General features: G+C 60.9%; 16 protein-coding genes. 8 read left to right on the forward strand and 8 right to left on the reverse strand.

Annotation, left to right across the window (positions count from 1 at the left end):
* Positions 1 to 13: 13 nt before the first annotated feature.
* From FHT82_RS19680 to tsaD, 5 genes are read right to left on the reverse strand one after another with little or no spacing between them, the layout of a single operon-like run.
* The gene (locus FHT82_RS19680; RefSeq protein WP_183734374.1) at positions 14 to 661 is read right to left on the reverse strand and encodes a methyltransferase; all 648 of its coding nucleotides are present in this window, start codon (positions 659 to 661) and stop codon (positions 14 to 16) included.
* Between the two features lie 6 nt (positions 662 to 667).
* On the reverse strand, positions 668 to 1,099 hold the full coding sequence (locus FHT82_RS19685; RefSeq protein ID WP_183734375.1) for an EVE domain-containing protein: 432 nt from the start codon (positions 1,097 to 1,099) through the stop codon (positions 668 to 670).
* Between the two features lie 5 nt (positions 1,100 to 1,104).
* The gene (locus tag FHT82_RS19690) at positions 1,105 to 1,398 is read right to left on the reverse strand and encodes a YciI-like protein (RefSeq protein WP_183734376.1); all 294 of its coding nucleotides are present in this window, start codon (positions 1,396 to 1,398) and stop codon (positions 1,105 to 1,107) included.
* A gap of 9 nt (positions 1,399 to 1,407) precedes the next feature.
* Positions 1,408 to 2,391 carry an NAD(P)H-dependent glycerol-3-phosphate dehydrogenase gene (locus tag FHT82_RS19695; protein ID WP_183734377.1) on the reverse strand — a complete coding sequence of 328 codons (984 nt, stop codon included), beginning with the start codon at positions 2,389 to 2,391 and terminating at the stop codon, positions 1,408 to 1,410.
* Positions 2,388 to 3,485, reverse strand: coding sequence for a tRNA (adenosine(37)-N6)-threonylcarbamoyltransferase complex transferase subunit TsaD (gene tsaD / locus FHT82_RS19700; protein WP_183734378.1), 1,098 nt, complete (start codon positions 3,483 to 3,485; stop codon positions 2,388 to 2,390). Before tsaD ends, FHT82_RS19695 begins: the two co-directional genes overlap by 4 nt.
* Positions 3,486 to 3,557: 72 nt before the next feature.
* Here tsaD and hemC point away from each other — a divergent pair, with 72 nt between their 5' ends.
* From hemC to FHT82_RS19730, 6 genes are all read left to right on the forward strand, one after another.
* Positions 3,558 to 4,487 carry a hydroxymethylbilane synthase gene (hemC, locus tag FHT82_RS19705; protein WP_183734379.1) on the forward strand — a complete coding sequence of 310 codons (930 nt, stop codon included), beginning with the start codon at positions 3,558 to 3,560 and terminating at the stop codon, positions 4,485 to 4,487.
* Between the two features lie 5 nt (positions 4,488 to 4,492).
* Positions 4,493 to 5,200, forward strand: coding sequence for a uroporphyrinogen-III synthase (locus tag FHT82_RS19710; RefSeq protein WP_183734380.1), 708 nt, complete (start codon positions 4,493 to 4,495; stop codon positions 5,198 to 5,200).
* A gap of 68 nt (positions 5,201 to 5,268) precedes the next feature.
* Positions 5,269 to 6,540 carry a COG4223 family protein gene (locus FHT82_RS19715; RefSeq protein WP_183734381.1) on the forward strand — a complete coding sequence of 424 codons (1,272 nt, stop codon included), beginning with the start codon at positions 5,269 to 5,271 and terminating at the stop codon, positions 6,538 to 6,540.
* 2 nt (positions 6,541 to 6,542) lie between these two features.
* A complete protein-coding gene (locus FHT82_RS19720) occupies positions 6,543 to 8,150 on the forward strand; it encodes a heme biosynthesis protein HemY (RefSeq protein WP_183734382.1) in 1,608 nt (535 codons plus the stop codon).
* Positions 8,151 to 8,168: 18 nt separating this feature from the next.
* Positions 8,169 to 8,654: a TerB family tellurite resistance protein gene (locus FHT82_RS19725; protein WP_183734383.1), complete on the forward strand. Its 486-nt coding sequence runs from the start codon at positions 8,169 to 8,171 to the stop codon at positions 8,652 to 8,654.
* Positions 8,644 to 9,420 (forward strand): glutamine amidotransferase, encoded by a 777-nt coding sequence (locus FHT82_RS19730; RefSeq protein WP_183734384.1) that lies wholly within the window; start codon positions 8,644 to 8,646, stop codon positions 9,418 to 9,420. The genes FHT82_RS19725 and FHT82_RS19730 overlap by 11 nt, the downstream gene beginning before the upstream one ends.
* Here FHT82_RS19730 and FHT82_RS19735 read toward each other — a convergent pair.
* Entirely contained in the window at positions 9,374 to 10,618 is a 1,245-nt protein-coding gene (locus FHT82_RS19735) for an MFS transporter (protein ID WP_183734385.1), read from the reverse strand. The two genes, FHT82_RS19730 and FHT82_RS19735, sit on opposite strands and share 47 nt — an antisense overlap.
* Positions 10,619 to 10,756: 138 nt before the next feature.
* Between FHT82_RS19735 and FHT82_RS19740 the strand changes: the two genes are divergently transcribed.
* The gene (locus FHT82_RS19740) at positions 10,757 to 11,047 is read left to right on the forward strand and encodes a YggT family protein (protein WP_183734650.1); all 291 of its coding nucleotides are present in this window, start codon (positions 10,757 to 10,759) and stop codon (positions 11,045 to 11,047) included.
* Positions 11,044 to 11,355 carry a DUF167 domain-containing protein gene (locus FHT82_RS19745; protein WP_183734386.1) on the forward strand — a complete coding sequence of 104 codons (312 nt, stop codon included), beginning with the start codon at positions 11,044 to 11,046 and terminating at the stop codon, positions 11,353 to 11,355. Before FHT82_RS19740 ends, FHT82_RS19745 begins: the two co-directional genes overlap by 4 nt.
* A gap of 3 nt (positions 11,356 to 11,358) precedes the next feature.
* On the opposite strand, the gene ppa is transcribed toward FHT82_RS19745, so the two are convergent.
* Both ppa and FHT82_RS19755 read right to left on the reverse strand, forming a co-directional pair.
* Positions 11,359 to 11,895, reverse strand: coding sequence for an inorganic diphosphatase (gene ppa, locus FHT82_RS19750; protein ID WP_183734387.1), 537 nt, complete (start codon positions 11,893 to 11,895; stop codon positions 11,359 to 11,361).
* A 148-nt stretch (positions 11,896 to 12,043) separates the two neighbouring features.
* Entirely contained in the window at positions 12,044 to 12,550 is a 507-nt protein-coding gene (locus tag FHT82_RS19755) for a GNAT family N-acetyltransferase (RefSeq protein ID WP_183734388.1), read from the reverse strand.
* Between the last annotated feature and the right edge of the window lie 14 nt (positions 12,551 to 12,564).

Here is a 12,564-nt window from a genome sequence, read left to right on the forward strand (position 1 = left end):
ATCGCGATACGCTTTAAGGCCTGAACCGCCAGACGGTCGTCTTCTTGACCTCGCTGTCTTCAAGCGCCCGGGTGACGGGCACTTCATAGACGGCGCAGAATTCCAGCCTGTCCTTTGGTAGATAGGCCCGCCCGGGATCGCCGACCAGCACATCCTTGCCCTCGGCAGCGAGCGTTTCGAACCAAGGCACCAGCGCACCGGCGAAGGATTTGTCGTAGAAAACGTCGCCGGCAAGAACCACATCCGCATCGACATTCTGACCGATGAGATCGGCTCCGGTGAAATCCAGCGAGGCGGAATTGACGGCCGCATTCAGCCGCACCGCCGTCTGCGACCACGGATCGATATCAGCCGCCATCACCCTGGCCGCGCCAGCCTGGCTTGCGGCAATTCCTACCAATCCGGAACCGCTCGCGAAATCGAGGACGCGCCTGCCACGGACCGTTTCGGGGTGATCGAGAACATAACGCGCCAATCCCTGCCCGCCCGCCCAGGCGAAGGCCCAGAAGGGCGGCGGCAGGCCGATCGCCTCCAGCTCCTCTTCCGTCTTCAGCCAGAGTTCATGGGCTTCGCTCGCGAGATACAGCCGGATCTCCGGCACATGCGGCGGCGCAAGCAGGCTGGTATTGGCGCGGATGAAGGTTTCCGGGTCGGTTTTCAAAGCTGCTCAGCGCGGCGGATTGTCGAAACCGCCCATGCGGCAGACCTCGGCCCATTCGTCATCCGTCACCGGCTGCACGGAAAGCCGCATCGAGGTGACCAGCGACATCTTGGACAGTTTCTCGTTTGCCTTGATGTCCTTCAGCGTCACCGGCTTCGGCACTTCCATGACGGCGCGGATATCGACGCAATCCCAGCGATCGTCACCCTTCGCCGTCGAATCGGGATGCGAGAGCGCGCAGACCTCGACGATACCGACGATCTCCAGCCCGTCATTGGAATGGTAGAAGAAACCCTTGTCGCCGATCTGCATTGCCCGCATATTGTTGCGCGCCAAGTAGTTGCGCACGCCTGTCCATTCGGTGCCCTTCTCTCCGGCTGCCTTCTGCTGTTCCCAGGACCAGGCAGCAGGCTCGGACTTGTATAGCCAATGCGCCATCCCGCTTAAGCCTCCGGCTTGTTGAAGACCCAGTTGAAGGGCTTGATCTCAACGCTTTCGAACAAGCCGGCCAGCGCATAGGGATCGGCAGCGCCGAGCGCCTTGGCATCATCAGCCGTTTCTGCATGAACGATGACGAGACTGCCATTCGGCTTGCCTTCGGCATCGAGGAATGGACCAGCCATGGCAAGCTTGCCTTCGGCATTCAGCTTGTTGAGATAATCGAGATGGGTCGGACGCGTTTCCATGCGCACGTCGAGATGGCCGGGCTTATCCTTGCAGAGGAGGGCGAAAAGCATGTCTGTCTCCTATTCGGTCGTAATCGGACGTGTCATCAATTGTTCGATGGCTTCGGATATGCCGAGCTTGCGTTCGATGATCGCTGAAACCGCATCGGTGATCGGCATCTCGACACCAAGCTCCCTGGCAAGCCGCGACGCGACAGCCGCGGCGAAAGCCCCTTCCACCAGCTCGCCACGGGACGGATCGACCTTTTCGCCACGCCCGAGCGCAATGCCGAAACGCAGGTTGCGCGACTGATGGCTGGTTGCCGTCAGCACTAGATCGCCGAGGCCGGAAAGCCCGCGCGCCGTATCGGCATGGCCGCCCTTGGCGACGATGAAGCGTGACATCTCGGCGAGACCACGGGCAATCAGCGCCGCACGCGCCGAATCGCCGATACCGCCGCCTTCGACGATGCCGCAGGCAATCGCCAGCACATTCTTCAAAGCGCCGCCAAGCTGCACGCCGATGCGGTCCGCCGATGCATAGAGCCGGAAGGTGCGACCCGAAATCGCCTGCGCCAGCCGTTCGGCAACCTGCATGTCGGCAGCGGCAATCGCCATGGCCGTCGGCAAACCCTTGGCGATATCGGCGGCAAAGCCCGGACCGGAGAGCACGGCTACCGGATGATCCGGCAGTTCCCGCTCCAGCATATCGGTCAGCAGCGCGCCGGTTGTCCGCTCGATACCCTTCGCACAGGTGACGACGATGGTATCCTTAGCCAGATAAGGACCATATCTCCGCGCCGCATCTGCTTGTGCCTGCGAGGGCATGGCAAAGAGTACGATATCCGCATCGCCGATCGCGTCGGCTTCGGCAGAAAATTCCAGTGTTTCCGGCAGCGCAATGCCGGGCAGAACAGCATCATGTAGCCGCTCCGCCTTGAGATCTTCAATCAGCGACGGATTGCGGCCGACGAGGATAACCGAGTTGCGCCCTGTCAGCGCGATGACGGCCGCGAGTGCCGTGCCGAAAGCTCCCGATCCGACGACGGCGATGCGCTCGCTCATGCCTTGGCTCCCCGCTTTCCGGACCCAAGCACGGTCGCTGCGTTGGAATCGAGCGGCCAGCGCGAACGCGGCTGCACGTCGAGATCGTCAGGCGCAACACCCTTCGCCATACGTTCCAGCCCGGCCCAGGCGATCATCACGGCATTGTCGGTGCAAAGCCGAAGCGGCGGCGCGATGAAGCGGAAGCCGTTCTTATCGCAGAGCGTCTGCAGCGTGCCGCGGATTTCCAGATTGGCGGCAACGCCGCCAGCCACCACCAGCGCCGGCTTTTCGGAAAGGCTCGGGAATTCGGTTTTGAACCGCTGCAGGCCACGGCCGATACGATCCTTCATCGTACGGGAAATCGCTTTTTGAAATGAGGCACAGATATCGGCGACATCCTGATCCGTCAGTGGCGCAATCCCAATTGCCGCCTGCCGCACGGCCGTTTTAAGGCCGGAGAACGAAAAGTCGAGCCGCGCCTCGCCCACTAGCGGTCGCGGGAATTTGAACCGATCGGCATTGCCGCCCTTCGCCATTCGCTCCACCGCCGGTCCGCCTGGATAGGGAAGGCCGAGCAGCTTCGCCGTCTTGTCGAAGGCTTCACCCAGCGCATCATCGATCGTCGTGCCCCAGCGCTCATACTCGCCGATGCCGCGCACGAGGATGAGCTGCGTGTGACCGCCGGAGACGAGCAGCATCAGATAAGGAAAGGAAAGACCATCCGTCAGCCGCGCCGTCAGTGCGTGGCCTTCCAGATGGTTGACGGCATAGAGTGGCTTTCCAGCGGCCTTGGCGATCGCCTTGCCGGTCATCAGCCCCACCAACAAACCACCGATCAGTCCGGGACCCGAAGTCGCGGCGATCGCATCGACATCGGAGAGCGACACATTGGCGCGCTTCAACGCCTCGTCGATCAACTCATCCAGCGCTTCCACATGGGCGCGCGCTGCAATCTCCGGCACCACGCCACCATAGGCGCTATGCTCGTCCAGCTGGGAAAGAACGATATCCGATAGTATATTGGAGCGACCTTCCGCATCGCGCTCGACGACGGCAGCAGCGGTTTCGTCGCAGCTTGTCTCGATACCGAGGATGCGCAGAAAGGGAGCCATGAAACCTGTTCGTTGATTGCGATAGGGGTTAAACCTGTTTACGAGAACTCCGGTAACAACGGATCAAAGCGGATGCAAACAAAACCTTTCCGGATCGGCACGCGCGGCAGCCCGCTGGCGCTCGCACAGGCGCACGAAGCCCGCGACCGGCTGATGGCAGCCCATAACCTGCCGGAGGAGATGTTCGAAATCGTCGTGCTGACGACCAAGGGCGATCGTATCACCGACCGTTCGCTGGCCGAGATCGGCGGCAAGGGGCTTTTCACCGAAGAGCTGGAGCAGCAGCTCATCGCCGGCGATCTCGATTTCGCCGTGCATTCCAGCAAGGACATGCCGACCACCCTGCCGGAAGGCCTCTATCTCTCCGCCTACCTGCCGCGCGAAGATATCCGCGACGCGGTCGTCGGCCGCACCGCGCCAAAGCTGATCGACCTGCCGCATGGTGCGACCGTCGGCTCGTCCTCGCTTCGCCGTCAAGCGCTCATCCGCCGCATGCGGCCGGATATCAACGTCATCACCTTCCGCGGTCTCGTGGAAACGCGCCTGCGCAAGCTGCAGGAAGGCCAGGTCGACGCGACGCTTCTGGCGCTCGCTGGCCTCAAGCGTCTCGGCAAGGTCGACGTCATTACCGATATCCTCGACCCCGACAATTTTCCGCCCGCACCGGCGCAAGGGGCGATCTGTCTTGAAAGCCGCATTGGCGACAGCAGGATCGACGATCTGCTGGCGCCGATCAACGATTCGCCGACCTTCGACACGGTCTCCTGCGAACGCGCCTTCCTTGGCGCCCTCGACGGCTCCTGCCGGACACCGATCGGCGGCTATGCCGTCTGCGAAGGTGATCAGATACGATTCTCGGGCCTCATCATCACGCCTGACGGCCGCCACCACCATGCGATCACCATCGACGGCCATCGCCGAGATGCAGCGGCACTCGGCACCCGCGCCGGACAGGACGTCCGCGAAAGGGCTGGCAGCAGCTTCTTCGAGGACTGGAGCTAGCCTACATGCGCGTGCTCGTCACCCGTCCGGCGCATTCGGGCGAGCGCACCGCTCAACGTTTGCGCGAGCTGGGTCATGAGCCGTTGCTGCTGCCGCTCGCCCATCCCGTCCACGACATGGTAGCTGCTCGGCTGGCTCTGGAAACATCAACCGGGTCAATCGCCATAACGAGCGCCGAAGCGGTGCGCACCTTGCAGGCTTTAGGCGAGGCACTTTCACCTCACCTTTCTCGCAGCCTTTTTGCCGTTGGCGAAACGACGGCCGACGAGGCACGCAAGCTGGGCTTCCATTCTGTCACCGCATCGTCAGGTAGCGGCCGTGCGCTTGCCGAACTGATCGCTGCAAGTAACGCAGGAGAGCTTCTCTATCTCGCCGGCAATCCGCGCGCCGGGACCTTCGAGACGCGACTGGCGGAGCTCGGGCACAATGTCTCGATTGCCGAATGTTACCGGATGGAGCCCGCCGCACCCAACCCGGAAGCCGTCACGACGCTCCTGACAGAGAATGCTCCGGATGCGGTTCTTTTTTACTCCCGCCAGACCGCTGGCAATTTCTTTCACATCCCGCAGGTAGAGTCCCTTTTTCTGCAGCAGCCGAAAATCCGTCTCATTTGTCTCAGCAACACTGTTGCGGAAGCTGTTCCACCGGTCTTGAAGAGAGCCCTGGAGATTTCGCCAATGCCGGATGAAAAAAGCCTTTTGTCGCTGCTTTGAAGGCTTTAGCCGCCCAAATTTGATCTAACCTCTTCCCTTAATTGTCATCCCTGTCTAGTTTCGTTGCAATGCAGGATAATGAGGACCTCATGGTATCGGGAAATCCGCCACGCCACTCGAAGAGCTCCGACGAACCGGTCACGATCGACTTGGACGCGCAAGACTTCGCCTCGGCGAACGACCCCGAAAAACCTGCCGAAACGTCAGCGGAAGTAGCCGGTGATGCGCCAGCCACCGAAGCCGTAGCGGCTGCGGAAGCCAGCGGTGAGCCCCTTTCGGAACATGAGAGCGAGCGAGCCGCAGGAGCACAGGAAGAACCGCCGGCCAAAGAGCCTCCCCTGAGCGAACCTGTGCGGCCAGCACCTCAGAAGGGTGCGGGCACTTCGGGTCTTATCGCCGCTGGCATCTTCGGCGGCCTCGTCGCCCTGCTTGGCGCTGGCGCGATCCAGTATGCCGGCTATTTGCCGAGCTCCTCGACCCAGCAGACGAACTCGGGTGAATTAGCCGATCTCTCTAGCGAGATCGAAGGCCTCAAGCAATCGGTCGCGAGCCTTGCCGCCAACCCACCACCGGCCGCCGATAGCAGTGCGCTCGAAAAGCGCGTCGCTGCTCTCGAAGCGGCCCCTCCGGCGCCGGCACCCGGCACATCGATCGGCTCGGCCGATGCCGAAGCGCTCAACCAGAAGATTGCAGATTTGACAGCTGAGATCGATCAGCTGAAGACGAGCCTTGCGCAGACCACCGAGCAGCAGGCTTCAAACGACGCCGATGTTTCGAGCCGCCTCGCCGAAGCCGAAAAGAAGCTGAACGAACCGCGCGAGGATGTCGCCGTCGCTCGCGCCATCGCTGCTGCGGCTCTGAAGGCCGCGATCGACCGCGGCGGCCCCTTCATCGCGGAACTCGATACGTTTGCGGGCGTCGCCCCTGATGATCCGGCCGCGATCGATCTGCGCAACTTTGCCGAAACCGGCGTGCCCTCGCGCGCCGAGCTGATCCGACAGGTTCCCGATGTCGCCACGGCCATCGTCGAATCCGTCAACCAGCCCGATCCCAACCAGAGCTGGTCGGACCGGCTGATGTCGAGCGCCAAATCGCTGGTGTCGGTCCGCCCCGTCGGCAATGTCGAAGGCGAAAGTGTCGAAGCGATCGCCGCGCGCATGGAGGACAAGGTGAAAAACGGCGATCTGCCCGGTGCAGCCACCGAATGGAACAGCCTGCCCGCAACGGCAAAACAGGCTTCCGCCGCCTTCAAGCAGTCGCTCGAAGCCCGCATCCGCGTCGAAGATCTCGTTGGCGGTGCTCTCTCCAAGGCCGTTTCCGGCACCGGCAAGGAAGGATGAGTATGGTCCGCCTGGTTATCTTCGCGCTCCTCGTCCTTGTTCTTGCTTATGGTTTCTCCTGGCTTGCCGACCGCCCTGGCGATCTGTCGCTGATCTGGGAAGGTCAGATCTACCAGACCAAGCTGATCGTTGCGGCAAGCGCCATCATCGCGTTGATTGCCGCCGTCATGGTGGCTTGGTGGTTCGTCCGCCTCATCTGGACCTCGCCGCATTCGGTGACGCGTTATTTCCGTGCCCGCAAGCGTGATCGCGGCTATCAGGCGCTGTCGACCGGCCTCATCGCTGCCGGCGCGGGAAACTCCCTGCTCGCCCGCAAGATGGCGGCCCGCTCACGCGGTCTCATCCGCGCCGATCAGGAACCGCTGATCAATCTTCTGGAAGCACAGGCCGCTCTCATCGAAGGCCGCTATGACGAGGCACGCTCCAAGTTCGAGGCGATGGCCAATGACCCCGAAACACGCGAGCTCGGCCTGCGCGGTCTTTATCTGGAGGCCAAGCGCCTCGGTGCCAACGAAGCCGCCCGTCAATACGCGGAAAAAGCCGCCGACAACGCGCCCTACCTGCCCTGGGCCGCACAGGCGACGCTCGAATATCGCAGCCAGTCCGGTCGCTGGGATGACGCTATCCGTCTGCTGGAACAGCAAAAGGCCGCCAAGGTCGTCGAAAAGGCCGAAGCCAATCGCCTGCATGCCGTACTTCTGACCGCCCGCGCCGATGATAAGCTGGAAAGCGACCCCGTCGGCGCTCGCGACGATGCCCAGCAGGCGCTGAAACTCTCCGCCGATTTCGTGCCGGCCGCGCTTATTGCCGCCAAGGCGCTTTTCCGTGAAGGCGGTATACGTAAGGCAGCCTCCATTCTCGAACAAACGTGGAGGGCCGGGCCGCATCCGGAGATCGGCCGCATCTACGTTCGCGCCCGCAGCGGCGACTCCACGCTCGACCGCCTGAAGCGCGCCGAGCGGCTAGAGAGTATGCGACCGAATAATGTGGAATCCCTCCTCATCGTCGCTCAGGCGGCGCTCGACGCGCAGGAATTTGCCAAGGCCCGCGCCAAGGCAGAAGCCGCCGCTCGTATCGAACCGCGCGAAGCAGCCTTCCTTCTGCTTGCGGATATCGAGGAAGCCGAAACCGGCGATCAGGGCCGTATGCGCCATTGGCTGGCACAGGCGCTGAAGGCACCGCGCGATCCGGCCTGGGTTGCCGATGGTTTCGTCTCCGACAAATGGCTTCCCGTCTCGCCCGTAACCGGCCGTCTCGACGCCTTCGAATGGAAGGCGCCTTTCGGTCAGCTGGAAGGACCGGTGGAGGAGGGTTCGACCGCCCCCCTTGAAACGGCGCTGAAGACCTTGCCGCCATTGCGTGAAACCCGGCCGGAAAGCGTGGTCAACGACCACCGCATCATCGAGCTGGAGCGGGCCGCAACGATTGCCGAAGCCGTGCGTCCGGCAACTCCTGCACCCGCACCGGCAAAAGCCGCCGACCCGTCTGCCTCCCGGCCGGTTCCTCCGACACTTGAACCAAAACCCTTCTTTGGCGGCCTGCCAGATGATCCCGGTGTCCGTGACCCCAAAGTGGAACCGGAACCGAAGACACGGCTCCGTCTTTTCTGAAATGGAACGAAAAACCGCATGCTCGAACGCTTTCAGGCCTTTTTCCAGCATCTGACCGCCGACCGTCCGAAGTCAGGCTTTGCCCCCGATGATCCGCGCATCGCGGTAGCCGCGCTCTGTATGCAGGTCATGGAGGCCGACGGCCAGATCAAGGACAGCGAGAAGAAGCGACTGCGCAAGCTCCTGAGGGAGCAGTACGCGCTTGATGGTAAGCAGCTCGACGCGCTGATGGCCGCGGGGCGGGAAGCCGAAAGCTCGGCGGTTGATTATTTCCGCTTCACATCCGATCTTAAGAGGCATCTCAATACCGAACAGCGACTGGAGCTGATCGGCATTCTCTGGGATATCGTCTATGCCGATGGCGAGCGCAGCGAGATGGAAGACCATGTGATCTGGCGTATCGCCGATCTCCTGGGTGTTTCTTCCCGTGAGCGTATTCAGAAGCGGCAGGAGGCGGCCGCGCGGGTTACGGACGCACAGGTGGTGCAGGACGATGCCGACTGACAGAATTATGAGACGCGACAAGCGTCCCATTCTCATCATTCTTCATCAGGAGCGTTCCAGCCCTGGTCGTGTCGGCCAGCTTCTCATCGAGAAAGGCTATGATCTCGATATCCGCCGCCCGGTACTCGGCGATAAGTTGCCCTCCACGCTCGATGATCATGCCGGTGCAGTGGTTTTCGGCGGCCCGATGAGCGCCAACGATCCCGATGAGTTCGTGAAAGCGGAGATCGACTGGCTGGAGATACCGCTCAAGGAAAACCGCCCCTATCTCGGCATCTGCCTTGGTGCACAGATGCTGGCGCGCCAGCTCGGCAGCAAGGTCACTGCCAATTGTGACGGGTCCACCGAGATCGGCTGGTATCCGCTGCATACGACCGAAAGGGGTCGGCTGCTGATGCACTGGCCGAAAATGGTCTATCACTTCCACCGGGAAGGATTTGAACTGCCGCATGGTGCCGAGCTGCTGGCATCCGGCGACGCTTATCCCAATCAGGCCTTCCGCTACAATGGCAACGCCTGGGGCCTGCAGTTCCACGCGGAGCTGACACGGGTGATGATGCATCGCTGGGTGGTGCACGGCGCCCACCGCTTCATCCTGCCGAATGCACAGCAGGGGCGCGAACATCTCGAAGGTCGCATGCTGTTCGATGCGCCGCTGAAAGCCTGGCTCGACGAGTTTCTTGACGTCGTCTTCGAAGGCAAGGCGATAGTAGCAGAAGCTAAGCCGCTTCCCGCACAGGCGCATCGAGCGTATCGATCTTCCTGAGTTTCGGAAAACCGGTCGCCCAGAGCGCGGCGACGGCAAGCGTGCCGATCCCGCCGATGATGACGGCCGGGACAGCGCCGAAGACCGAAGCCATCGTGCCCGCCCTGAATTCTCCGAGCTCGTTGGACGCACCGACGAAGACCGTATTGACCGCGTTGACGCGACCGCGCAGATGATCCGGCGTCCAGAGCGCAATCAGGCTTTCGCGGACATAGACGGAGATCATGTCCGCAGCCCCCATGATGGCGAGGGCAGCGATGGAAACCTCGGTATTCGTCGACAGGCCGAACACGATCGTGCCGAGGCCGAAGATAGCCACGCCGATGAACATGTAGATCCCCGCCTTATGCTTCAGCGGATAGGCGGCAAGGAAGATTGCCATTATGATGGCGCCGACACCCGGTGCCGAACGAAGCAGACCAAGGCCCCAAGGTCCAAGTGTCAGGATGTCACGCGCAAAAATCGGCATTAGCGCAGTGGCGCCGCCGAGCAAAACAGCGAAGAGATCGAGCGAGATGGCGCCGAGCACCACCTTCTCCTCCCGGATATAGCGGAAGCCGCCGAGGATCATATCCCAGCTCTTGGCCTCGCCTGCCGTCTTCTGCGGCGGTTTGGGGATCATGTAGAGCAGGATCGCGCCGAGTGCGGAGAAGACGACGGCAACGACATAGGCGGTTGATGCGCTAACGCCATAAAGCAGACCGCCGAGCACAGGGCCGGTGATAGCCGCAAGCTGCCAGGAGGATGAGTTCCAGGCAATCGCGTTGGAAAGATCCCTTTCCGGTACGAGGTTCGGCGCGAGCGACTGCACGGCGGGCGTCATAAAAGCGCGCTCGATGCCGAAGATCAACAGCACAATGAAGACCGGGATCGGTGAAAATGTGCCGGTAATCGTCATTCCCAAGAGCGCAAGCGTGCAGAGCGCGCTGACCAGAGAACAGATCGAAGCGATGGCGCGACGATTGTGCTGATCGGCAGCGGAGCCGGTAACAAGGATCAGCAAGAGTGACGGCAGGAACTGCACGAGCCCGATCAGCCCGAGATAGATTGCGCTCCCTGTCTGATCATACATCTGCCAGCCGACCGCGACGCTGACGATCTGCTGCGAGAAGGAAAGCAGAAACTTCGCGAAGAAGAAACGGGTGTAGGACGGATGCCGGAACGCGGCAAAACGGTCTCCGGTGGGCGAAAGCGACATACAAGCTTTTCCGAGGAAACGGCGCCAAAGCCGTGCAAAAGCGGCCGTTAAACATGATTCATCGTGCGGTTCCACACGGCACTTGCTCGTTTAGTCGCCAATGTCTACATGTCTGTCAACAACGAATTGGAGACGACGATGATTGCGCTGTTTCAAACCATTGATTTGGCTTTGCAACTTTATACTTGGATCCTGATTGCCAGCGCTATCTTCTCCTGGCTCTATGCATTCAACGTCATCAATTCCAGCAATCAGTTCGTCAATCAGGTCGGAACGTTCCTCTATAACGTCACTGAACCCCTGCTGCGCCCGATCCGTCGCCTGCTGCCCAATCTCGGCGGCATCGACATCTCGCCGATCATCCTTTTGCTGATCATCTTCTTCCTGCGTTCCTTCCTCTGGACGACGATCTATCCGCTCGTCGCTTGACCTCGCCCTGGAAGAAATTTGACGATCATATCCGCCTGGCCGTCCGGCTGACGCCGAATGGTGGGCGGAATGCCGTTGACGGAATCGAAGCCGATGGCGAAGGCGGGATGCTGCTGAAGGTCCGCGTCACTGCTGTCCCTGAAAAGGGAAAAGCCAACAAGGCGCTCATTGTCCTCGTTTCCAAATCGCTCGGCATCGCCAAATCCTCCGTCGATCTCGTCTCCGGCGACACATCGCGTAAAAAAATCCTCCGGATCGATGGCGACCCGGAGGATTTGATCAAAAAGCTTGAAACGCTTGTCGCCTGAAGATCAGGCCTTTTCCTTCTTGGCGCGTTCGATCGCTTCGAGGATGAGCGCGCCGGCTTCCTTGGAATCGCCCCAGCCGTAGATCTTCACCCATTTGCCGGGTTCCAGATCCTTGTAGTGCTCGAAGAAGTGCTCGATCTGCTTCAGCGTAATTTCCGGAAGGTCGGTGTAGTCCGTGACCTTCTCATAGCGCAGCGTCAGCTTGGGCGACGGAACGGCAATGATCTTTTCGTCCTTGCCGGAATTGTCTTCCATCTTCAGAACGCCGATCGGGCGGACGTTGATGACACAGCCCGGGACCAGCGGGCGGGTGCTGGCGATCAGGACGTCGATCGGGTCGCCGTCTTCCGAGAGCGTATGCGGTACAAAGCCATAGTTACCCGGATAGGTCATCGGCGTGTAGAGGAAACGGTCGACAACCAGCGTGCCGGCTTCCTTGTCCATTTCATACTTGATCGGATGACCGCCGACCGGAACCTCGACGATAACGTTGACATCTTCTGGTGGATTATTACCGATTGAAACGGCATCGATGCGCATAGGAAACTCCCGCGAGGTTGAATTGCTCGCAGCCAGTTAATCGGTTTCATCCCGCAACGCAACATGCCTCGCAAGCAATGCTTAATATGCAAGGACACTCAAAAGTAGAATATTTGCAGCGTAAAATGGATCGGTTGCGAAGCCGTAATCAGTTCCAGATGAAGCCGATCTTTTTGATCTGCTTATGGTCGAAATTTTCCATGCCTTCGCAGAAATCGATACCGCCATGATCGCGATAAAAGCTGGCAGCCGTCTCGTTTTCTTCCAGGCACCAGACGACCATCCCGTTGCAACCGAGGGACTTCAGCAGTCGCCGGGCTTCGCCGAAAAGCAGTTTACCGAGGCCGATGCCCTGGTATTCCGGACGGAGGTAAAGCTCGTAGATTTCGCCTTCCTGCGGCAGCGCGCGGGCGCGATTGAGGCCGAGGGTCGCATAGCCCGCGACAGTGCCCGCCACATCGAGAACAAGCAACGTGGCAGGGCCACGTGTCGCCTTGCGCCACCAATTTTCCCCGCGGCGTTCGATCATCTGGGTGAGTGCGCGATGCGGAATGATGCCTGCATAAGTATGCTGCCATGAAAGCCGATGGGCTTCCGAAATGGCTCGGGCATCATGCGGTTCGGCCCGCCGGACATCAATCGACAACGTCTTCATAACGCTTACTCTGG

The sequence above is a fragment of the Rhizobium sp. BK275 genome (assembly GCF_014193555.1).
GTDB lineage: Bacteria > Pseudomonadota > Alphaproteobacteria > Rhizobiales > Rhizobiaceae > Rhizobium.